Source organism: Pilimelia anulata (assembly GCF_014647895.1).
GTDB lineage: Bacteria > Actinomycetota > Actinomycetes > Mycobacteriales > Micromonosporaceae > Pilimelia > Pilimelia anulata.
This window is the reverse complement of the sequence record NZ_BMQB01000002.1, coordinates 281,563-303,465: the sequence shown is the minus strand read 5'-3', so window position 1 is coordinate 303,465 and position 21,903 is coordinate 281,563. Positions and strand designations below refer to the sequence as shown.

The 21,903-nt window shown below is 75.1% G+C and carries 15 protein-coding genes and 3 tRNA genes; 7 read left to right on the top strand and 11 right to left on the bottom strand.

The window, feature by feature from the left end; all coding sequences use genetic code 11:
* Positions 1-181 precede the first annotated feature (181 nt).
* Positions 182-1,585, bottom strand: a complete 1,404-nt coding sequence (locus tag IEY94_RS06110) for a DEAD/DEAH box helicase (RefSeq protein ID WP_189169060.1) — start codon at positions 1,583-1,585, stop codon at positions 182-184.
* 425 nt (positions 1,586-2,010) lie between these two features.
* On the opposite strand from IEY94_RS06110, the gene IEY94_RS06105 reads away from it, so the two are divergent.
* The gene (locus IEY94_RS06105; RefSeq protein WP_189169059.1) at positions 2,011-2,214 is read left to right on the top strand and encodes a cold-shock protein; all 204 of its coding nucleotides are present in this window, start codon (positions 2,011-2,013) and stop codon (positions 2,212-2,214) included.
* 91 nt (positions 2,215-2,305) lie between these two features.
* Here the strand turns inward: IEY94_RS06105 and IEY94_RS06100 are convergent, their stop codons facing one another.
* The 5 genes from IEY94_RS06100 to IEY94_RS06080 all read right to left on the bottom strand — a co-directional run bounded on the left by IEY94_RS06100 (position 2,306) and on the right by IEY94_RS06080 (position 6,905).
* Positions 2,306-3,214 carry a M20/M25/M40 family metallo-hydrolase gene (locus IEY94_RS06100; protein WP_189169058.1) on the bottom strand — a complete coding sequence of 303 codons (909 nt, stop codon included), beginning with the start codon at positions 3,212-3,214 and terminating at the stop codon, positions 2,306-2,308.
* Positions 3,215-3,477: 263 nt separating this feature from the next.
* Positions 3,478-3,552, bottom strand: a tRNA-Val gene (locus IEY94_RS06095).
* Positions 3,553-3,581: 29 nt separating this feature from the next.
* On the bottom strand, positions 3,582-4,088 hold the full coding sequence (locus IEY94_RS06090) for a peroxiredoxin (RefSeq protein ID WP_306341593.1): 507 nt from the start codon (positions 4,086-4,088) through the stop codon (positions 3,582-3,584).
* Positions 4,075-4,503 carry a DUF3052 domain-containing protein gene (locus IEY94_RS06085; RefSeq protein ID WP_189169057.1) on the bottom strand — a complete coding sequence of 143 codons (429 nt, stop codon included), beginning with the start codon at positions 4,501-4,503 and terminating at the stop codon, positions 4,075-4,077. The genes IEY94_RS06090 and IEY94_RS06085 overlap by 14 nt, the downstream gene beginning before the upstream one ends.
* Positions 4,504-4,643: 140 nt before the next feature.
* Positions 4,644-6,905 (bottom strand): thiamine pyrophosphate-dependent enzyme, encoded by a 2,262-nt coding sequence (locus tag IEY94_RS06080; protein ID WP_189169056.1) that lies wholly within the window; start codon positions 6,903-6,905, stop codon positions 4,644-4,646.
* A gap of 203 nt (positions 6,906-7,108) precedes the next feature.
* Here IEY94_RS06080 and IEY94_RS06075 point away from each other — a divergent pair, with 203 nt between their 5' ends.
* The 5 genes from IEY94_RS06075 (at position 7,109) to gltX (ending at position 16,024) form a co-directional block, all read left to right on the top strand.
* Positions 7,109-8,758, top strand: coding sequence for an alkaline phosphatase D family protein (locus tag IEY94_RS06075; protein WP_189169055.1), 1,650 nt, complete (start codon positions 7,109-7,111; stop codon positions 8,756-8,758).
* A gap of 178 nt (positions 8,759-8,936) precedes the next feature.
* Entirely contained in the window at positions 8,937-10,595 is a 1,659-nt protein-coding gene (locus IEY94_RS06070; RefSeq protein WP_229783365.1) for an alkaline phosphatase D family protein, read from the top strand.
* Positions 10,596-10,894: 299 nt separating this feature from the next.
* On the top strand, positions 10,895-13,651 hold the full coding sequence (gene aceE / locus IEY94_RS06065; RefSeq protein ID WP_189169053.1) for a pyruvate dehydrogenase (acetyl-transferring), homodimeric type: 2,757 nt from the start codon (positions 10,895-10,897) through the stop codon (positions 13,649-13,651).
* 58 nt (positions 13,652-13,709) lie between these two features.
* Entirely contained in the window at positions 13,710-14,522 is an 813-nt protein-coding gene (locus IEY94_RS06060) for a methyltransferase domain-containing protein (protein WP_189169052.1), read from the top strand.
* 50 nt (positions 14,523-14,572) lie between these two features.
* Positions 14,573-16,024 (top strand): glutamate--tRNA ligase, encoded by a 1,452-nt coding sequence (gene gltX / locus IEY94_RS06055; protein ID WP_189169051.1) that lies wholly within the window; start codon positions 14,573-14,575, stop codon positions 16,022-16,024.
* A gap of 24 nt (positions 16,025-16,048) precedes the next feature.
* On the opposite strand, the gene IEY94_RS06050 is transcribed toward gltX, so the two are convergent.
* Positions 16,049-16,654 carry a copper resistance CopC family protein gene (locus IEY94_RS06050; RefSeq protein ID WP_189169050.1) on the bottom strand — a complete coding sequence of 202 codons (606 nt, stop codon included), beginning with the start codon at positions 16,652-16,654 and terminating at the stop codon, positions 16,049-16,051.
* Between the two features lie 100 nt (positions 16,655-16,754).
* Here IEY94_RS06050 and IEY94_RS06045 point away from each other — a divergent pair, with 100 nt between their 5' ends.
* Positions 16,755-17,954 (top strand): PucR family transcriptional regulator, encoded by a 1,200-nt coding sequence (locus tag IEY94_RS06045; RefSeq protein ID WP_189169359.1) that lies wholly within the window; start codon positions 16,755-16,757, stop codon positions 17,952-17,954.
* A 96-nt stretch (positions 17,955-18,050) separates the two neighbouring features.
* On the opposite strand, the gene IEY94_RS23930 is transcribed toward IEY94_RS06045, so the two are convergent.
* The 4 genes from IEY94_RS23930 to IEY94_RS06025 all read right to left on the bottom strand — a co-directional run bounded on the left by IEY94_RS23930 (position 18,051) and on the right by IEY94_RS06025 (position 21,841).
* Positions 18,051-18,677 carry an HU family DNA-binding protein gene (locus IEY94_RS23930; protein ID WP_189169049.1) on the bottom strand — a complete coding sequence of 209 codons (627 nt, stop codon included), beginning with the start codon at positions 18,675-18,677 and terminating at the stop codon, positions 18,051-18,053.
* Positions 18,678-20,675: 1,998 nt separating this feature from the next.
* Positions 20,676-20,748, bottom strand: a tRNA-Glu gene (locus IEY94_RS06035).
* Positions 20,749-20,833: 85 nt separating this feature from the next.
* Positions 20,834-20,905, bottom strand: a tRNA-Gln gene (locus tag IEY94_RS06030).
* A gap of 132 nt (positions 20,906-21,037) precedes the next feature.
* Positions 21,038-21,841, bottom strand: a complete 804-nt coding sequence (locus IEY94_RS06025) for a fumarylacetoacetate hydrolase family protein (protein WP_189169048.1) — start codon at positions 21,839-21,841, stop codon at positions 21,038-21,040.
* Positions 21,842-21,903: the final 62 nt, after the last annotated feature.

Genomic DNA, 21,903 nt, shown 5'->3' with positions numbered 1-21,903 from the left:
GCCGGAGTTCGGGCGGCGGCGCCGCGCGGCGGGTGCGGCGTGCCGGTCCGGTGAATGGGTGCGATCTCGCCGGCACTGTGCCCCCACGGGCCCCGGGCGAAACCTCACGCCGCGGGACTCACCGCCGCCGGACCCGCGCCGTCACCCGAAAGCCGGGCGACGGAGCCGGGCGCCGGCGTCGTCAGCGGCCGCGGCGGGCGCCGGCCCTGGCGGAGAACGCCGCCGCGCCCGAGCCGCCCGCCGCGCGCACCGGGACGCCACCCGTGGGCGCCGCGGCGCTCGCCGCGCCCGCGCCGGGGCGCCGGCGGCGGCCGCGGGACGGCCGGGACGGGCGCGGGGCCGGCGTGGCGGGCGCCACCGGTCCGAGGGCGGGCGCCGGGCCGGTGAAGCCCGTCGGCCCGGCGAGGGCCGCCGGCGGGCGGTCGCCGCCGCGCAGCCGGGTCGTCGTCGGGCGGACGCCCGCCTTGCGGACGAGTTCGTTGACGTCCGCCGCGGACTCGTCGGTCATCAGGGTGACGACCGTGCCCGCAGCGCCGGCCCGGGCGGTGCGGCCGGAGCGGTGCAGGTACGCCTTGTGCTCGACCGGCGGGTCGGCGTGCACGACCAGGCGGACCTCGTCGACGTGGATGCCGCGGGCGGCGATGTCGGTGGCGACGAGTGTGCGCGCGGTGCCGTCGGCGAAGGCGGCCAGGTTGCGGTCGCGGGCCCGCTGGGCCAGGTCGCCGTGCAGCTCGACGGCCGGCACGCCGGCGGCGACGAGGCGGCGGGCGAGCATCCGGGCGCGGCGGCGCGTGCGGGCGAAGACCAGCGACCGGCCCGGCGCGCCGACGAGGTCGACCAGGACGCGCAGGTGCTCGGTGCGGTCCACGTGCAGGACGTGGTGGGTCATCGCCGCGACCGGGGACAGCGGCGAGTCGACGCTGTGCCGCACCGGCCGGTCGAGGAAACGGCGGACGAGGGCGTCCACGGCGCCGTCGAGGGTGGCCGAGAACAGCAGCCGCTGCGCCCGGCGCGGCGTCTGCCCGAGCAGCCGCTGGACCACGGGGAGGAAGCCCAGGTCGGCCATGTGGTCGGCCTCGTCCAGCACGGTGATCTCGACGGCGTCGAGCCGCGCGTGGCCGGCGCCGACGTGGTCGTCGAGGCGGCCGGGGCAGGCGACGACGATGTCCAAGCCGGCGCGCAGGTCGCGGATCTGCCCGGCCGCGCCGACACCGCCGAAGACGGTGCGGCAGCGCAGCGACAGGTCGGCGGCCAGCGGCTCGATCGCCGCGGCGATCTGCGTGGCCAGCTCGCGGGTGGGCACGAGGATGAGCGCGCGCGGGCGGCCGGGCCGCCGCGGCGCGGGGTGGGTGGCGAGGTGGTGCAGGACCGGTACGACGAACGCGTACGTCTTGCCCGAGCCGGTCCGGCCGCAGCCGAGCACGTCGCGCCCGGCGAGCGTGTCGGGCAGCGTGGCCGCCTGGATCGGGAACGGCGTGGCGACACCCTGTCGGGCCAGCGCGCGCACGAGCGGGCCGGCCACGCCGAGCGCGGCGAAGGTGGTGGATGTTTCAACGGAAGGGTCTGTGGGGTGGCAGGCCACCATAGAAAAGTCTCCATACGCGGGATGGGCCGTCCTGCCCGGCGCAGCCCTGCTGGCTGCGGCGCCCTGCTGGCTGCGGCGCGTGTGCAGTGACGGGAGGGGCGCCCGGCGGCAGAACGGTCACGGGCGCGCTGTACCGATCGTAGCCGATCTCCCCGACCGCCGCCGGGCGCCGTCGCCGGGCCCCCCGCGGGTGCGCGCGGGCGACGCCGGGGACGTCATCCGCGCGCTCGACCGACGAATGTCGCGCCGCAGCGTGTACCGTGGCGGTTGTAGTCGTGATTTGCGCGTTGATGGTTGCTGTTCCCGGTTGATCAGGATGCCCGCGAATTCAGTGCCGGGCGCCGCCTTTCCCGATGGAGTGCGCCCGGCCGCGACATGCGGCGATTCGCACCGTGCGAAGCGCATCCGAACAGGAAGGGGCGAGTATGCCTCAGGGGACGGTCAAGTGGTTCGATGGCGACAAGGGCTTCGGCTTCATCGCCGTTGACGGTGGCCAGCAGGAGGTCTTCGTGCACTTCTCGGAGATCCAGTCCGAGGGCTTCCGGACCCTCGACGAGAACCAGCGGGTCGAGTTCGAGATCACGCAGGGCGCCAAGGGCAAGCAGGCGAGCGGCGTCCGCGTAGTCTGACCCGCGCAGGCGTGCCGACCGGAGCGGTTCGCCCGGTCGGCACGACGTGCGGCCCGGCCCGAGCCGGGGGTGCCCCGGCCCGGCCGGCGGGTCAGCGGCCGGCGCGTACGCCGGCGAGTTTCCACACCACCGTGGCGAAGGCGTTGCAGGAGACCCCCATCGTCCGGCCCTCGACGTTGCCGAACGTGTCGCACGCCTTGTGGTAGCACGGGTCGAGGTTGTTCATGTCGCCGCTGGAGTCGATTCCCGTCACGGCGATCCCCGCCCGGGCGAACGCCGCGTGGTCGCCGCGCCCGACCGGATTGATCATGTTGAACTTCACGCCGCGCTTCTGCAGGTACTCCTTGAAGTGGACGTTCAGCGACGGCCCCTCTTGGTACACGCCGAAGTGCCGGTAGTTCTTCATCCCGACCATGTCGAAGTTCAGGTACGCCTCGATCCGCTGCCGCTGGGCGGCGGGCAGGCCGCGGACGTACTGCTGCGACCCGATCATCCCCGCCTCCTCGGCGCCGAAGAAGCCCAGCCGGATCCGCTTGTCCGACACCACGTTCTGCCGGCTGATGAGCAGCGCGTTCTCCAGCAGCGCGGCCACCCCGGTGCCGTCGTCGTTCAGGCCGGGCCCGGCCGGTACGGAGTCGGTGTGCGCGCCGGCCATGACGACCTTGTTCTCGTCCCCGTGCGGCCACTCCGCGATGACGTTCCAGCTCTGCGCGCCGCTGTGCGTGAACGGCTCCAGCCGGACGGTCCAGCCGGCCCCCTCCAGGGTCTGCTGCACGTAGTCGACCGTCGCCTTGAAGCCGGGGCGGCCGTGCGCCCGGCTGCCGCCGTTGGCGTCGGCGATCTGCTGGAGCTTGCGCAGGTGGACCAGGGAGGCGTCGTCGGCGATCACGGGCGGGTCGAGCGGGGGCGCCGCGGGCGTCGCCGCCGCCGGGGCGCCGGTCACCGCCAGAACGAGCGCCGCCGCGGCGGCCGGCAGGGCGGGCGTGCTCCTCGGTCGCATGCTTCCTCCGGGTGCGGGGCGGACAGGGCCACGACCCGAGGCTACCGGCGCCCGAGCGCCGCAAACAATGATGGATATCAATGGCTATGGGTGCCGGTCCGCTCCTATGGATCGGCGTCCGGAATCGTCACGGAATCGGCGCCGCAGGAATTGCGGGAATGCCGGCGAAGGCGCTCCGACCTGCGCGTTCGCGGGGTGCGACGCACGGCATTCGGCCGGCGCCGCGGCACGGGGGGCGACCATAAGCGATTCCTATGCGCGGGTGGTGGGCGCGGCAGGGTTCGAACCTGCGACCCTCCGCTTGTAAGGCGGATGCTCTTCCGCTGAGCTACGCGCCCGCGCGCCGCCGGCACCGGCCGGCGGGCCGTCAGCTTACCGCGCCGACGCGCGCCTCCCCCGCCCCGGTCACGGCCGCCAGCGCGGCGTGCCAGCGGGCCCGGTCGCGGGCCACGCCGGGCTCCACCCGCTCGGCGAACCGGACGATCCCGGCGCGGTCGATGACGAACGTGCCGCGGTCGGCGAAGCCGGCCGCCTCGTTGAACACCCCGTACGCCCGGGCCACCCCGCCGTGCGGCCAGAAGTCGGCCAGCAGCGGGAAGTCGAAGCCCTCCTGCATGGCGAAGACCTTGTGCGTGTACACCGAGTCGACGCTCACGGTGAGCACCTGCACGTCGGCGTCCCGGTACCGGTCCAGCTCCGCCTGGATGCCCGCCAGCTCCCCCCGGCAGGTGCCGGTGAAGGCCAGCGGGTAGAAGACCAGCAGGACGGTCCGCCGGCCGCGCAGGTCGCTCAACTGGACCGGCTGGTTGTTCTGGTCCTTGAGCAGGAAGTCCGGCGCCGGGTCGCCCGGCGCCGGCAGGCTACTTGCGGCCACGGCCGCGGGCGACCAGGCGGGCGGCGCTCCAGTCCTTGCCGACGTTCAGCGTGGACGTCTGCTGGAGGCCCGCCGTCGGAGCCGCCTCGCTGACCTCGCTCGGCTCGACGTGGCCGGCCCGGCCGGGCTTCGGCGTCACCAGCCAGATAATGCCGTCCTCGGCCAGCGGGCTGAGGGCGTCGACCAGCTCGTCGACGAGGTCGCCGTCGTCCTCGCGCCACCACAGCAGCACGGCGTCAACCACCTCGTCGGTGTCGGCGTCGACGAGGTCGCCGCACCGGTCGATGATCGCGTCCCGGAGATCGGTGTCGACGTCGTCGTCGTACCCCAGCTCCAGGACGACCATCTCCGGCTCGAACAACCGGTCCACCATGCCCCGGACGCCCTCGGCGGCCGAGCCAGCGGTCGCGCTCACAGTCGCGTGCCTCCCTTCCCATGGGCGCCGCGCGCCCGGTCCTGCGGCGGGCGCGCCCGGCGCGCCCGCTCCGACTCTCGTGCCGGTAGTCCACACAGTTGTCCGCCGTCGCGCAAGTGGCGCACCGGGGCCATGCCGATTTACCTGCCCAGGAGGGCGTCGGCACCCTCCCGGATCGCATCCTCCCCGACGAGGACGTGCCGCGCTGCCGGTCCGACCGGAATGAAGGAATCGGCGGCGGCCACCCGGCGGGCGGCGCCGACGAAGCCGGCGTCCAGCAGGGCGGCGATGATGCCCTCGCCGACGCCGCCGGAGCGGCGGGTCTCGTCCACGATCAGGACCCGGCCGGTCGCCCCGGCCTCCCGGGCCAGGTCGGCCACCGGCAGCGGGTTGAGCCAGCGCAGGTCGACCACCCGGCTGCCCACCCCGTCGGCGGCCAGCGCCTCGGCCACCCGCAGCGACATCCGGACGCCGGTGCCGAACGTGACGATCGTCAGCTCCGCGGCCGACCCCACGTCGTACGTGCGGGCGCGGCCGATCGGCACGTGCGCCGCCGGCCAGCGGTCCGGGGCCGGGTAGTCGTCGGCCCACCGGCCGTCGCCGGGGGCGTGCAGGTCGGCGACGTCGTACAGGGCGGCCGGCTCGACGATCACGCAGACGCTGCCGTCGACCGCGGCGCTGGTCACGCAGGCGCGCAGCATGCCGACGGCGTCGGCGGCCCGGGCCGGTACGGCGACGACCAGGCCGGGGGCGTCGCGCAGCGCGGCGAGCGCGTGGTCGTCGCCGGCCGCGCCGGGGGCGTCCGGGTCGGGGGCCAGGCCCGGCACCCGGAGCACCAGCGGGTTGCGCAGCGCGCCGCCGGACCGGAAGCCGAGCGTGGCCGCCTGGCCGCGGAGCTGCTCGTCGGCCCCGCGCAGGGCGGCCGCCGAGGGCAGCGCGCAGATCGGCAGCAGGCCGCCCAGGCCGGCGCCCAGCGCCAGGCCGACGACGGCGGCCTCGTCGGCCGGGGTGTCGAAGACCCGGTGCGCGCCGAGGACGTCGCGCAGGCCGGCGGTGAGCCGGTGGTCGCCGCCGCGGTTGGCCACGTCCGGGCCGAACAGGATGGCCTGCGGGTGGCTGAGCAGGACGTCGGTGAGCGCGGCGGTGATCGCCGGGCCCAGGGCGAGCGGCGGGCCGTTCTCCGGCAGGGTGCCGCCGAACGCGGCCGTCCGCGCCGGGACGGCCGTCCCGGCGGCGTCGGCGGCGGCCCCGGCGACCGCCCGGGCGAGCCGGGCCGGGCGGCGGGGCGCCAGCGGCGCGGCGATGGCCGCCGGGTCCTCGTGCTTGGCCTCGGCGATGACCTCCTCGGCCGCCTGCCGGACCCGCCAGCCGATCTCGTCGTACCGGGCGGCGACCTCCTCGACCGTGCGCAGCCCGGCGTCCACGACCAGCGCCGCGGCGCCGACCAGCGGGTCGGCGTCGGCGTCGGCGGCCAGCTCCGCGGCCGGGCGGTAGCTGCGCTCGACGTCGCCGACGCAGTGGCCGAGCAGCCGGACCGTGCGCAGGTGCAGCACGGCCGGGCGGCGCTCGCGGCGGACCCGGTCGGCGAGGGTGCGGGCGGCCTCGTAGGTGCCCACGAGGTCGCCGCCGTCGGCGCCGGCGTGGTCGAGGCCGGGCAGCGCGCGCAGCAGCTCCTCGACCCAGCCGGGGCGGGCCCGGACGCCGCCGCTGATCCCGTTGTCCTCGCAGACCAGCAGCAGCGGGAGCTGGCCGTCGCCGCGGGCGAGCCAGCCGGCCAGGGCGAGCGCGGCGAGCGCCTCGCCGTGCCCGACCGCCCCGTCGCCGAAGGAGGCGACCGCGATGGCGTCGGCGGGCCAGCCGCCGGCCGCGTCGCCGGCGACGCCGTGCTGGATGGCGTACGCGACGCCGACGGCCCGGGGCAGGTGGGCGGCGGTGCGCCCGGTGGTGGGGATCGTGTGCAGCCGGGCGTCGCCGTACGAGCTGTGCCGGCCGCCGGAGGCCGGGTCGGCGGCGGAGCCGACCGCGCCGCGCAGCAGGGCGGCGGCCGGGTCCTCGATGCCGTGCTGGGCGGCCCGGACGCAGTGGAAGGCGGCGGCGCGGTGGTGCAGCAGCGCCGGGTCGGTGGGGCGCAGCGCGTACGCCACGGCGGCGGTGCCCTCGTGCCCCGCGCTGGCCAGGTCCCGGTACCCCGCGCCGAAGCTGCGCAGCCAGCGGCCGGCGAGGTCGAGGTGCCGGGCGGTGAGCTGGGCGTCGAGGATGTCCAGGGCCGCCGCGCCGGTGAGGGCGGCGCCGTCGACGACGGGCGCGGCCGGGTCGCTGAGCAGGATGGGTTCGGCGAACTCCGCGACGGCCGCCCGGAAGCGCTGGTCCAGATCGTGCGGGGTGGTCACGCGCGCCAGCATGACCGAATTCCGGGGTCCCCGCCACTCGTGACTCCCCGCAGTGGACAGTCCATTGGGGTACCGACGTCCGATATCGGAGGGTGATCCCCGGGTCACCGATTGATCGTATTCTTGCCCGGGAAACCGGGGGCGGCGCTTCCGGCCTGCGGATATCCATGACAGGGTGTGGGCTCAGCCGCGCGCGGGAGCAGGGGAAGCAGGTCATGTCGTACTCGGGGGCCGTCTCCCGCCGCACCGTGCTCGCCGGCGCCGCGGTGGCCGGCGCGGCCGTCGCGACCGGCGGCGCGGCGATCGCCACGGCCGCCTCCGCGCTCGGGCCGCGGCTCGGCCCGCTGCGCACCGACCCGTTCACCCTGGGCGTCGCCTCCGGCGACCCGACCGACACCGGCGTCGTCCTGTGGACCCGGCTCGCCCCCGAGCCGCTGGCCCCGGACGGCCGCGGCGGGATGCCCGCCCGGCCGGTCACCGTGCAGTGGGTGCTGGCCGCCGATCCGCAGCTCCGGCGGGTGGCCCGGCGCGGCACCACCCAGGCGCTGCCCGAGTACGGGCACAGCGTGCACGTCGAGCTGGCCGGGCTGGCGCCGGGGCGGGTGTACTTCTACCGGTTCACCGCCGACGGGTACGCCTCGGAGGTCGGCCGGACCCGGACCGCGCCGGCGCCCGAGCAGGTCCCGGCCGGGCTGCGGCTGGCGGTGGCGTCCTGCGCGCAGTACGAGCACGGGTACTTCTCCGCGTACCGGGCGCTGGGCGCCGCCGACCCCGACCTGGTCCTGCACCTCGGCGACTACCTGTACGAGTTCGCCCCCGGCGAGCGGCCGGCACCGGGCGGCAACGTGCGCGGGCACAGCGGGACCGAGACGGTGACGCTGGCGCAGTACCGGCAGCGGTACGCCCAGTACCGCACCGACCCCGACCTGCGGTTCGCCCACGCCCGCGCCCCCTGGGCGGTGGTCTACGACGACCACGAGATCGCGAACAACTGGGCCGGGATGCGCCCCGAGGAGCCCGACCCGCGGTTCGCCGCCCGGCGGGCGGCGGCGATGCGGGCGTACTGGGAGAACATGCCGCTGCGCCGGGCGGCCCTGCCCCGCGGCCCGGACATGCAGCTCTACCGCCGGCTGCGCTGGGGCCGGCTGGCCGCGATCCACCTGCTCGACACCCGGCAGTACCGCAGCGCCCGGGCGTGCGGGCCGGGCTGGCGGGCGTGCCCGGCGGCGGCCGACCCGCGCCGGACGATGACCGGCCCGGCGCAGGAGCGGTGGCTGCTCGACGGGCTGCGCGACCCGACGGCGCAGTGGAACCTGATCGGGCAGCAGGTGTTCTTCGGCCGGCGCGACCGGGACCCGGGCCGCGCGGAGGTCACCCGCACCGACTCCTGGGACGGGTACCCCGCCTCCCGCGGCCGGCTGGTCGGCGCGTTCCCCGCGGCCCGCAACCCGGTGCTGCTGACCGGGGACGTGCACGCCCACTGGGCCGGGCAGGTCGCCCGCGACCTCCGCGACCCGGCCTCGCCGCCGGTGGCCGCGGAGCTGGTGTGCAGCTCGATCAGCTCCGGCGGCGACGGGCACGACGCCACGCCGACCGCGCACCCGTACCAACGGCTGAACCCGCACCTGCGGTTCCACAACAACCAGCGCGGGTTCCTGCTGCTGGACGTGGCGGCGGGCGGGTTGACCGCGGACTTCCGGTCGCTGCCGTACGTCAGCCGGCCCGGCGCCGCCGCGTTCTCCCGGGCCCGGTTCGCGCTGGCCGACGGCGACCCGGCGCTGCACCGGACGCACCTGCAGCGGCTGGACCGGGCGCGGGCCCGCGAGGTGCGGGCGGCCGACGTGCTGCGCGGCCCGACCCGCTGAGCCGCGGGCCCGCCGGGCCGTCGATCGACCCGAATGGCACGCTGTACCCGATTCGCGGCTTTTCCGGGTGGGCGGCGCACGGCACCGGCGCCCGGGTCGCGATCATCGAAATGGGCCATACGCATCGAGCCCCTTCTCTGCCATGGTGGAGGGGCGACAGGCGGCGGAGGGAGCGCGCGTGCGGCGGCGGACGGTGCTGGTACTGGGGACGACCGGACTGGTGGCGGGGGCGCTCGGGACCGGCGGCCGGCCGGCGGTCGGCGGGCCCGCGGACGGCACGGCGGCGCGCGCCCGGCGCCCGCTGCGCGCCGACCCGTTCACCCTCGGCGTCGCCTCCGGCGAGCCGGACGCGACCAGCGTGGTGCTGTGGACCCGGCTCGCGCCGCAGCCGGTGGCCGAGGACGGCCGCGGCGGCATGCCCGACCAGCCGGTCGACGTCGGGTGGCAGGTGGCCCGGGACGAGAAGCTCACCCGGATCGTCCGCGAGGGCACCGCGACCGCGCTGCCGGCGGACGCGCACAGCCTGCACGTCGAGGTCGGCGACCTGACCCCGGACCGGGAGTACTTCTACCGGTTCACCGCCGACGGGTACGCCTCGGAGGTGGGCCGGACCCGGACCACGCCCGCGCCGTCGGCGCTGCCCGGCCTGCTGCGGCTGGGGCTGGTGTCCTGCGCGATGTACGAGCACGGGTACTTCACGGCGTACCGGCACCTGGCGGCGGCGCGACCGGACCTGATCGTGCACCTGGGCGACTACCAGTACGAGCAGGCGCCCGGCGCGTACAGCATCCCCGGCGGCAACCCGCGCAAGCACCTCGGCGGGGAGACCCGCACGCTGGCCCAGTACCGGCAGCGGTACGCCCAGTACCGCACCGACCCCGACCTGCGCGCCGCGCACGCCGCCGCGCCGTTCGTGGCGATCTTCGACGACCACGAGGTCGACAACAACTGGGCCGGCGGGGTGCCGGAGAAGCCCGACGGCGACTTCGCCGCCCGGCGGACCGCGGCGATGCGGGCGTACTGGGAGAACCTGCCGATGCGGCCGGCGATGCGGCCGACCGGGACCGCACTGCCGCTGTACCGGCGGGCCCGGTGGGGCCGGCTGGCGACGCTGCACCTGATGGACACCCGGCAGTACCGCGACGACCAGGCCTGCGGCGACGACTACCGCGAGTGCCCGGCGGCGGCCGACCCGAAGCGGTCGATCACCGGGGCGGCGCAGGAGGAGTGGCTGCTCGGCGGGTTCCGCGCCTCGACCGCGCGCTGGGACCTGCTGGCCCAGCAGGTCTTCTTCGCCCAGCGCGACAAGGACCCCGGCGAGAAGCTGGTGACCAGCCAGGATGCCTGGGACGGGTACGCGGCCAGCCGGGACCGGATCACCCGCGGCTGGGTGGCCGCGCGGGTGCGCAACCCGGTGGTGCTGACCGGCGACGTGCACGCCCACTGGGCGGCCGACGTGCTGCTGGACCACGGCGACCCGGCGTCGGCGGTGGTCGGCTCGGAGATCGTCTGCACGTCGGTCACCTCGGGCGGCGACGGGCACGACATGGACCCGGCGAAGCACCCGTTCATGCCGCACAACCCGCACCTGAAGTTCTACAACTACCAGCGCGGGTACGTGCTGGCCACGCTCACCCCGGAGCGGCTGGAGGCCGACTTCCGGGTGGTGCCGAGGGTGACGGCCGCGGGGTCGGCGGAGTACAGCCGGGCGCGGTACGCCGTGGCCGACCGGGAGCCGGGCGTGCGGGCGACGTACGTGCGGCCGGTCGACCCGGCGCTGGCGGCCGGGCTGACGCTGGACGAGGCCGTGGCCCGGGAGGGCGGCGAGCCGGCCTGACCGGGGCGTTCCCCCGGACGTGGTCGGCCGGGCGGCCGGGGCGGGACGGCGGCGCCGCGACGGAAGCTATCCGTCGAACCTGTGCTATTCGGGCGCTACGCCGAATATTCTCCCGCCGTTGCGGCTTCACGCCGAAGATTGTGGCCGATCACGGCGATTCCGCCGGAAGTGATCGTGATGGATCGGGTGTGGCGCGCATGACAGTGGGCGCCGGGACCCCGTGACGGGCCGGTGTCCGGGCGGCAGGATGGGATTGAATGGAAGCGGAAGACACCCCACCCGAGACGCGGAGAACGCCTGTGGCAACGGAACGCAAGCGCCCGGTGATCAGCGACGGACTGCCGAGCCAGCTCCCGGACACCGATCCGGAGGAGACCAGCGAGTGGATCGAGTCGCTGGACGGCGTCATCGACGCCAGCGGCACCAAGCGCGCGCGGTACGTGATGCTGCGGCTGCTGGAGCGCGCCCGCGAGCGCCAGGTGGGCGTCCCGCCGCTGACCACGACGGACTACCTGAACACGATCCCGCCGGAGTCCGAGCCGTGGTTCCCCGGTGACGAGCACACCGAGCGGCGGATCCGCGCGTACATCCGGTGGAACGCCGCGATGCTCGTGCACCGGGCGCAGCGGCCGGAGATCGGCGTCGGCGGGCACATCTCCACGTACGCGTCGTCGGCCAGCCTGTACGAGGTGGGCTTCAACCACTTCTTCCGCGGGCGCCAGCACGCCGGCGGCGGCGACCAGATCTACTTCCAGGGCCACGCCTCCCCCGGCGTCTACGCCCGGGCGTTCCTGGAGGGCCGGTTCACCGAGCACGAGCTGGACGGCTTCCGGCAGGAGCTGTCCCACCCGGGCGGCGGGCTCAGCTCGTACCCGCACCCGCGGCTCATGCCCGACTTCTGGGAGTTCCCGACCGTCTCCATGGGCCTCGGCGGGCTGAACGCGATCTACCAGGCGCGGTTCAACCGGTACCTGCACCACCGCGGGATCAAGGACACCTCGCAGCAGCGGGTGTGGGCGTACCTCGGCGACGGCGAGATGGACGAGCCGGAGACCCTCGGCGCGATCGGCCTGGCCGCCCGCGAGGAGCTGGACAACCTCACCTTCGTGATCAACTGCAACCTGCAGCGGCTGGACGGGCCGGTGCGCGGCAACGGCAAGGTCATGCAGGAGCTGGAGGCGTTCTTCCGCGGCGCCGGCTGGAACGTCGTCAAGGTGGTCTGGGGCCGGGAGTGGGACCCGCTGCTCGCCGCCGACCGCGACGGCGCCCTGGTCAACCTCATGAACACCACCCCGGACGGCGACTTCCAGACGTACAAGGCCGAGTCCGGCGCGTACGTCCGGGAGCACTTCTTCGGCCGGGACCCACGCACCCGCAAGATGGTCGAGCACCTCTCCGACGACGAGATCTGGAGCCTCAAGCGGGGCGGGCACGACTACCGCAAGCTGTACGCGGCGTACAAGGCGGCGACCGAGCACACCGGGCAGCCGACGGTGATCCTGGCCAAGACCATCAAGGGCTGGACGCTGGGCTCGGGCTTCGAGGCGCGCAACGCCACGCACCAGATGAAGAAGCTGACCCTGAACGACCTGAAGACGTTCCGGGACCGGCTCTACCTGGACGTCTCCGACGCCCAGTTGGAGGCCAACCCGTACCTGCCGCCGTACCTGAAGCCGGCGGAGAACTCGGTCGAGATGGAGTACCTGCGCGAGCGCCGGCAGGCGATGGGCGGCGGCATCCCGGCCCGGTCGACGACGACGATCCCGCTGAACCTGCCGCCGACGGCGGCGTACGTGGACCTGAAGAAGGGCACCGGCAAGCAGAAGGTCGCCACCACGATGGCGCTGGTCCGGCTGCTCAAGGAGCTGATGAAGGACAAGGAGACCGGGCGGCGCTGGGTGCCGATCATCCCGGACGAGGCGCGCACGTTCGGCATGGACGCGCTGTTCTCCACGCTCAAGATCTACTCGCCGCACGGGCAGCAGTACACGCCGGTGGACCGCGAGCTGTTCCTGTCGTACAAGGAGGCCACCGCCGGCCAGATCCTGCACGAGGGGATCAACGAGGCCGGCTCGGTGGCGTCGTTCACCGCCGCCGGCTCGGCGTACGCCACGCACGGCGAGCCGATGATCCCGCTGTACATCTTCTACTCGATGTTCGGCTTCCAGCGCACCGCCGACGGGCTGTGGGCGGCCGCCGACCAGCTCACCCGCGGCTTCGTCATCGGCGCCACCGCCGGCCGTACCACGCTCAACGGCGAGGGCCTCCAGCACGAGGACGGCCACTCGCACCTGATCGCCGCGACCAACCCGGCCGTGGTGGCCTACGACCCGGCGTTCGCGTTCGAGATCGCGCACATCGTGGAGCGCGGCCTGGACCGGATGTACGGGCGGGAGCAGGACGACGTCTTCTACTACCTGACCGTCTACAACGAGCCGATCGCCCAGCCGGCGCAGCCCGAGGGCGTGGACGTGGCCGGGCTGCTGCGCGGCCTGTACCGGTACCGCGCCGCCGAGCCGGCGCCGGGCGCCGGCGGCAAGCCGGGCCCGCGGGCCAACATCCTCGCCTCCGGCACCGGGATGCAGTGGGCGCTGAAGGCCGGCGACCTGCTGCGCCAGGACTGGGGCGTGGCCGCCGACGTGTGGTCGGTGACCTCGTGGACGGAGCTGCGCCGGGACGCCGTCGAGTGCGAGGAGTACAACCTCATGCACCCGGGCGGGGAGCAGCGCATCCCGTACGTCCAGCACGCGCTGCTGGACTCGACCGGCCCGATCGTGGCCGTGTCGGACTGGATGCGGGCCGTACCGGACCTGATCGCCCGCTGGGTGCCCGGCGACTACACGTCGCTGGGCACCGACGGGTTCGGCAAGTCCGACACCCGGCACGCGCTGCGCCGGCACTTCCACGTCGACGCCGAGTCGATCGTGGTGGCGACGCTGCGCCAGCTCGCCCTGCGCGGCGAGGTGCCGGCGGGCGTGGCGGCCGAGGCGGCGCAGAAGTACGCGATCGACAACGTCGCCGCGGCCCCGGTCGGCGAGACCGGCGGCGACAGCTAGCCCGATCGGGCACCCCGGCGCGGCCGTGCCGGGGTGCCCGCGGGCCTATTCTGGTCCGGTGGAGGAGCCCCGGAGTCCGTTCGCCGCGCTCGACGACCAGGCCGACCGGCTGCGCGCCGGGCTGATCGCGTACCTCGACGGCACCGCCGCCAACGCCGAGATCCGGCGGATGCGGGCCGAGGCGCTGGCGCTGCTCGCGCCGCGCCCCGGCGAGCGGCTGCTCGACGCCGGCTGCGGCGCGGGCGAGGTCGCCCGGGCGCTCGGCGCGGCCGTCGGGCCGACCGGCGCGGTGGTCGGGCTGGACCTGTCCCGGGACGCGGTCGCCGTCGCGGAGTCGCGGGCCGACGGCGGGCCCGTCCGGTACGCCGTCGGCGACGTGACCGCGCTGGACTTCCCGGACGGGTACTTCGACGCCGTCCGCACCGAGCGGGTGCTGCAACACCTCCCCGAGCCCGACGCGGCGGTGGCCGAGCTGGCCCGGGTGACCCGGGCCGGCGGGCGGGTGTGCCTGATCGACACCGACTGGGCCGGGCTGATGATCGAGGGCGTGGACGGGCGGGCCACCGCGCGGCTGCTGGCCGAGGCCGAGCGGATCGGCTTCCGGCTCGGCCGGTCGGGGCGCGAGCTGCGCGGCCGGCTGGTGCGGGCCGGGCTGGCCGGCGTCGTGGCCCGGCCGGTGCCGCTGGTGTTCACCGACCCGGCCGAGGCGGCGCAGGTGCTGCCGATGCTCCAGCGCGACGACGTGCCGCCCCCGCCGGGGATGGCGCCGGCGGTGCTGGCGGAGTTCCACGCGGCCGTGGCCGCCGCGGCGGCGGCCGACGCGCTGCTGATCGCGCTGCCGATCTGGGTGGCGCTGGGCACGGTCCGCTGAACCGGACCACCGGCGGGCGGGGTGGGCCGGGGGCGTCGTAGGCTGGGGGCGTGACGGTACGCGTACGATTCGCCCCTTCCCCGACCGGTATGTTCCACGTGGGCAGCGCCCGTTCGGCGCTGCAGAACTGGGCCTTCGCCCAGCAGACCGGCGGGGTGTTCGTCCTGCGCGTCGAGGACACCGACGCCGCCCGCAACCGCCCCGAGTGGATCGAGGGCATCCTGTCGGCGCTGGACTGGCTGGGCATCGCCCCCGGCGGGTACGAGGGGCCGTACTTCCAGTCGGCCAACGCCGCCGAGCACCGCGCCGCCGCCGAGAAGCTGTACGCCGGCGGGCACGCGTACTACTGCGACTGCACCCGCGAGCAGGTGCAGGCCCGCGGCGGGCCGCAGGCGCGCGGGTACGACGGGCACTGCCGCGACCGCGGCCTGCCGGCGGGCGAGGGCCGGGCGCTGCGCTTCCGCACGCCGGACTCCGGCAGCACGACCGTGGTGGACCTGATCCGCGGCGAGCCGACGTTCGACAACGCGCTGCTGGAGGACTTCGTCATCGCCCGCGGCGACGGGTCGGCGGTGTTCCTGCTGGCCAACGTCGTGGACGACGCGCTGATGGGGATCACCCACGTCGTCCGGGGCGACGACCACCTGCCGAACACGCCCAAGCAGCAGCTCCTCTGGGCCGCCCTGGGGCACGCGCCGCCGACCTGGGCGCACGTGCCGATGGTGGTGAACGAGAAGCGGCAGAAGCTGTCCAAGCGGCGGGACAAGGTGGCGCTGGAGCAGTACCGGTACGAGGGGTACCTGGCCGCCGCCATGCGCAACTACCTGATGCTGCTCGGCTGGGCGCCGGGCGGCGACCGGGAGATCGTGCCGTGGGCGACGATCGTGGACGAGTTCCGGATCGACCAGGTCAACCCGTCCCCGGCGTTCTTCGACGAGAAGAAGCTGCGCGCGTTCAACGGCGAGTACCTGCGCGCCCTCCCGCTGGACGACTTCATCGACGCCTGCCGGCCCTGGCTGACCGGTACGGTGCCGCCGCTGGTGCTGCCCGAGGGCTCCGGGGTCACCGTGCCGGCGCCGGTCGCGCCGCCGTGGCGGCCGGAGCAGTTCGACGCGGCGGCGTTCGCGGCGGTGGCGCCGCTGGCGCAGACCCGGATCGCGGTGCTGTCCGAGATCGTCGCCAACGTGGACTTCCTGTTCCTGGACGAGCCGCCGGCCGACGACGCCGCGTGGGCGAAGGCGATGAAGGAGGGCGCGGCCGACCTGCTGGCCGCGACCGTCGACGCGTACGCGGGCGCGGACTGGGACGCGGACACGCTGAAGGCGACGCTGGAGGCGGTCGGCGCCGAGCGCGGCCTGAAGCTGGGCAAGGCCCAGGCCCCGGTCCGGGTGGCGGTGACGGGCCGGACGGTGGGCCTGCCGCTGTTCGAGTCGCTGGAGGTCCTGGGCCGGGAACGGACGCTGGCCCGGCTCCGCGCGGCGCACGCCCGGCTGGCCGGCTGAGTACCGGATCCGGTCCGGCGCCGGTCAGGCCTCCTTGCGGGCGCGGCGGCCGGCCTCCATCAGGCCGAGCAGGATCACGACGGCGCCGAGGCCGACGACCCACCAGTAGTTGAAGCCGCCCGACGGCACCGGGCCGGCCGTGGCGACCGGGCTGCTGTCGATGATCGGGTCGGTGGCCGGCGTCGGCTCCACGCTGGGCGACGGCTCGGCGCTCGGGGTCGGCTCCGGCCGCGGTACGGTCGCCATCGCGGCCTTGGTCAGCCGGAACGTGATCTTGCCCTTGATCGGGTGGCCGTCGTCCGAGAGCACCTGGTACGAGGCGGTGTACACGCCCGCCTTCGTCGGCTTCAGCTTCACCGACACCGCGTTCTTCTTGACCTTCGGCTCGCCGTCGGTGGCGTCCTCGCCGTCCGGGTCGGTGAGCTTCAGCTCCGTCGTCGCCGGGTCCAGCGTGTTCAGGAACTTCAGTTTGACCTCTTTGGGCACTTTGTTCGTGCGGGTCTCGTCCGCCGGGGTGCTGCCGGTCAACTGGTTGTGGGCCAGGGCGGGCGCCGCCGCCGCGGTCAGACCGAGGACGGCGACCGCGGCGACCGTGGCGCCGCGGGCCAGCATACGAACCAGGGTGTTCACCGAATACTCTCCACAGGGCCGAGCCGCCGCTGGGCAGGCGACTACATCGAGCACCCTAAAGCGCAGGTCAAGGCGGCACAATCCTTGAGTGGCCGGCATCATGGGGCGCATGACCGCGAACCCGGGTGATCTGACCGAGACGCTCCGTACGATCGAACGATCCGCGGGGGCCCTCGCGACGGCGAGCGTGGCCCGGATGGACGATACCCTCCCGTGGTTCCGCGAACTGCCGGCCGACAAGCGGTCCTGGGTGATGCTGGTCGCGCAGGCGGGCGTCCGGTCGCTGGTGGAGTGGCTGCGCCGCGACGGCGCCGGCACCGCCACCACGGCCGAGCTGGCCGACGAGGTCTTCGAGGCCGCGCCGCGGGCGCTGGCCCGGGCGATCAGCCTGCCGCAGACCGTCGCGCTGGTCCAGGTCACGATCGACGTGGTCGAGGAGTACGTACCCCGGCTCGCCGCCCCCGGCCGCGAGGCCGCGCTGCGCGAGGCGATGCTGCGCTTCTCCCGCGAGATCGCCTTCTCGGCCGCCCGGGTGTACGCCAGGGCGGCCGAGACGCGCACCTCGTGGGACACCCGGCTCCAGGCCATGCTCGTCGACGCGCTGCTGCGCGGCGACTCCTCCGACGTGCTGGCCAGCCGCGCGTCCGCCCTCGGCTGGGCCGACGCGCCGCCGGTGGCCGTCCTGGTGGGCCGCTCCCCCGGCGGCGAGCCGACAGCGGTCCTGCACACCGTCCACCGGACCGGCCGGCGGATCGGCGCGGACGTCGTCGGAGGCGTCCACGGCGACCGGCTGGTCGTGGTGATCGGCGGCGCGGCGAAGCCGGCCGCGGCGGCCGAGGCGCTGCTGCCGGGGTTCGGCGAGGGGCCGGTGGTGCTGGGCCCGGCGGTCCGGTCGCTGGACGAGGCGACCGCGTCGGCGCGGGCGGCGCTGGCCGGCTACCGGGCGGCGCCCGCCTGGCCGGACGCGCCCCGCCCGGTGGCCGCCGACGACCTGCTGGCCGAGCGGGCGCTGGCCGGCGACCCGGAGGCGCGGCGGCTGCTGCGGCACGACGTGTTCGGGGCGCTGGTGCGCAGCGGCGGGGAGCTGCTGGAGACGCTGGACGCGTACTTCGCGGCGGCGGGGGTGCTGGAGAGCGCGGCGCGGGCGCTGTTCGTGCACCCGAACACCGTCCGGTACCGGCTCAAGCGCGCCGCCGAGGTCACCGGCTTCTCGGCCCTGCACGCCCGGGAGGGCTTCGCCCTGCGGATCGCCCTGGCGATCGGCCGCCTGGACCCGCCGGCGCCGAACCAGCCGCGCTGACCCGCGGCGGGTGCCGCCGCAGCGCCCGGGGCGTTCCCGGTAGGACACACGAGCGGGGCGCCGGCTCGGCCGGCGCCCCGCTGTGCTCTGCCTCGGTCAGCGCTTGCGCGCCGTCGTGGCCGTCTTGCGGGCGGTGCTGCGCGCGGTGGTCTTCGCCGCCGTACGCGCGGGGGCCTTGCGGGCGGTGCTCTTGGCGGCCGGCTTCGCCGCCGTGGTGGTCTTGCGCGCGGTGGTGGCCTTGGCCGTCGTGGCCTTGCGCGTCGTGCTCTTGGCCGCCGGCTTCGCCGCGGTGGCGGTCTTGCGCGCGGTGGTGGCCTTGGCCGCGGTCTTGGTGGCGGCGGTCTTGGTGGTGCCCGCCTTGGCGGTGGTCGCCTTGGCGGCGGTACCGCGGGTGGCGGTCGTCCGCGAGGCGGCGGCCGTCTTCTTCGGAGCGGCCACCTTCGGCGCCTTGCCGCTGGCCACCAGCTCCTTGAACCCGGCGCCCGGCTTGAACGCCGGCACCGAGGTCTTCTTCACCTTGACGGTCTCGCCGGTGCGGGGGTTGCGCGCGGTCCGCGCCCCCCGGACCCGCTTCTCGAAGGCCCCGAACCCGGTGATCGCCACCCGGTCCCCCTTGGTCACCGCGGTCTGGATCTCCGCGAGAACCGCGTCGAGCGCCTCGGTGGCCGTGCGCTTGTCACCGAGGCGTACGGCGAGCGCGTCGATGAGCTCGGCCTTGTTCACATTTCCTCCCGAACATGGTCAGTTAATCGCAATCTGGCCGCACCGTATGCCCAATTTGCCGCGCACACAACCATTATGGGAGAAAAACCCCTTGTGTCGTAACGGATTCCACCGCCCGATGTGCTCCCCCGACCGGCCGCCGGGCCGGCGCACCCCACCGAACGTGGCGGCGCCGAGGGCGGTACCGCCGGGCTTCCTACCCGCGTACCCCGCCCGCCAACCACCCACAGTCACCGGCGGGCGTGGGCGGACCGGGCCGCCCGTCCTCCCGGCCGCGGGCACGCCGACCCGTTGCCACAGCGGGGATTCGGGGCGGCGGGGTCCGAAAGTTGCGCCGGGCGGGCGCGGGGATCCGGCGGGCGGGGCCGTGCCGGGTTGTGCGATGGGGCCCGGTGGTGGGGTCGGTCGGCGTGGGGTCGTTACCGGGGGTTGGTTGTGGTGACGGCCGGGGTGGTGCTGGCGGGCGGGGCCCGGCCGGGCTTGTGCGGAGGGATTCGGGTGGGTGGTGGCCGACTTGTCGTGGTGGGGCGGGGGTGGGTGGATCGCGGGCCGGGTGCGGATGCGGCGCAACGGCGGAACTTGCGCGGCTGCATGCGAGCGGCGGTGGTCGTCTGCCCTGCCCGGCGGGACGTGAGCGGAGGGAACGGTCCCGTCGACCCACGGTGCCGGACAGCGCTCGGCGAACGGCGGATCGCCAGCGGCGTGCCACCGGACAGCCTCGGCACTGGCAGCACGTCGTGGCGATGCAATGCGGCGCGGTATGCGGGTTGACGCGCCGGAGGCGCTGCTGGCGCTCGGTCGAGCGCGCTGACGGGCGCTCGCCTGAGGTGCGAGTGGCTGTTGTTCGACCTCGGCGCAGGGGACGTTGCCCGGATTGCGTGGCCGAGCAACCCGACTACATCGGACGATGCGGATGGGGTGGAGGCCGGAGGGTGACGGCCGAACGCGGACAGCAGCGGCGACGGGGGCGAGCCGTGTGGAGTGGGTGCAGATTTGGTCGCTGTGGGCGCACAATATGCACCCACTCCGGCCGCCTACGCCGGCCTCGGGCAAGGACTGCGGGCCCTCGCGACGCCGTGAGCTACTCCACGCTCGCCGGGCACCGGGGCAACATGCAGCGACCACGCCCGCCCGCGCGGACTGCATGCCTCCCACCGCACGCGCCCCGAACCCGACGGACCCGCAGCATTTCGCCGGCAGACAGGGGCGGTCCGGCAGGCGACTGCCCGATTGGACATGGCGGGACCCCGGGGCGATGAGCGGTACCCGGCGGCGACCCACCCCGTGCCGAGCAACCGCCACCGAGCGCCCGGCAGCGCCCGTGACGATCCGGGAACTCGGCAACGCACGGTGCCGGGCAGGGGGTCGGAGCGGCCCGTTGCCACCTACCGGCGCGGGGCGGGGCGGATCGCGGTGGTGCGGCCCCGTTCGCGCACGGGTGGTCGACGGTCGCGTGATCGAGACGGTCGCAGCGGAGATCGGCGGCCATCGGACGTGCCCTGTTCGCGCGTGGTCGGCGGGCGTCGTTGTTGCCACAGCACGCCGACCGGGCGGGGCTGCCGGCCCCTTCAGGGGCTTTCTGCCGCAGGGGTCCGCGTTCCTGCGTGTCCGCCAGGGCTGCGTGCCCGCGAACACGCGGCTGCGTACCTGTGGGCTGCGTGCCCGTGGTCTGCGTGGCTGCCTGCCCGCGGGGCTGCGTGCCCGCGGTCTGCTTGGTTGCCTGCCCGCCGCCCTGCGTGCCCGCGGCGATGCGTGCCCGCAGGGCGGCGGGGTGCGGACGGGGTGCGCCCATGGCTGCGTCCGTCCGCAGGCGATGCGTTCGTTGTGGTTGTCGGGCGCGGGGTGCGCCCGCCGCCGACCCCCTCACCCTGCCGAAGCCGCCGCTCTCGTCTGCCCGGACGGGCAGGGGTATGGAGTGGTGGGGGTGGGGTAGTCGCGGAATGGGGCCGGGAAAGACGAAACCCGCCGCACCGTGAGGTGCAGCGGGTTGTCGTACCGTAGCCCCGACCGGATTCGAACCGGCGCTACCGCCTTGAGAGGGCGGCGTCCTAGGCCGCTAGACGACGGGGCCAGGACTGAAGTGCTCCTGCCGAAGCGGAGCAGCGGGGCCGAACTCTATCAGAGCCAGCACCGCGTCCCGCTGTCGGGCATCGGCGCTGGGGTACCAGGACTCGAACCTAGACTAACGGAGCCAGAATCCGTCGGGCTGCCAATTACCCCATACCCCATCGGTGCCGTCGGCGCTGCCTCTCCCCCGATTCCGAAATGCCGATTTCGGGAGGTCCGCGGCGCTTCTCGCACCGAGGAGAAACTCTACCCGACCCGCCCGGGCCCTTCAAATCGGGTGGGCGATCGGCGGGTCATTCGGCGGCCACGACCGGGTTGACCAGCTCGCCGATGCCCTCGATGGCCACGGCGACGCTGTCCCCGGCCGCCAGCGGGCCGACCCCGGCCGGGGTGCCGGTGAGGACCACGTCGCCGGGCAGCAGGGTCATGACGTGGGAGACGTACGACACGAGGGTGGCCGGGTCGAAGACCATCTGCGCCGTACGGCCGAGCTGGCGGACCTCGCGGGCGTCGGGGTCGGCGCCGACCTCGCAGCGGACCTCGCGGTCGGCGGGGTCCCAGTCGGTGACGATCCACGGCCCCAACGGGCAGAACGAGTCGAAGCCCTTGGCCCTGGTCCACTGGCCGTCGGCGGCCTGCAGGTCGCGGGCGGTGACGTCGTTGGCGCAGGTGTACCCGAAGATCGCCTTCTCGGCGGTGGCCCGGTCGGCGCGGCGGGCGCCGGGGGCGCCGATGACGACCGCCAGCTCGGCCTCGTGGTCGACGCGGGCGGACTGGACCGGGAGCCGGATCGCGTCGCGCGGGCCGACGACGGCGGTGGACGGCTTGAGGAACAGCAGCGGCTCCTTCGGCACGGGGGCGTCCTGCTCGGCGGCGTGGTCGGCGTAGTTGCGGCCGACGCAGACGACCTTGCTGGGCAGGATCGGCGAGAGCAGCCGGACGTCGGCCAGGGACCAGCGCTGGCCGGTGAACGTCACCTCGCCGAACGGGTGCCCCGCGATCGCGGCGACGGTGAGGCCGCCCGGGCCGGCGGCCGGGTCCCCCTCCACCGCGCCGAACGACATGCCATCATCGTGCACGAAACGGGCGATCCGCACAGTGCGCCATCCTCCGGGGGTCGGGTCACGTCGCGCCCAGAATCTCACGTCCCGCGCCAGCC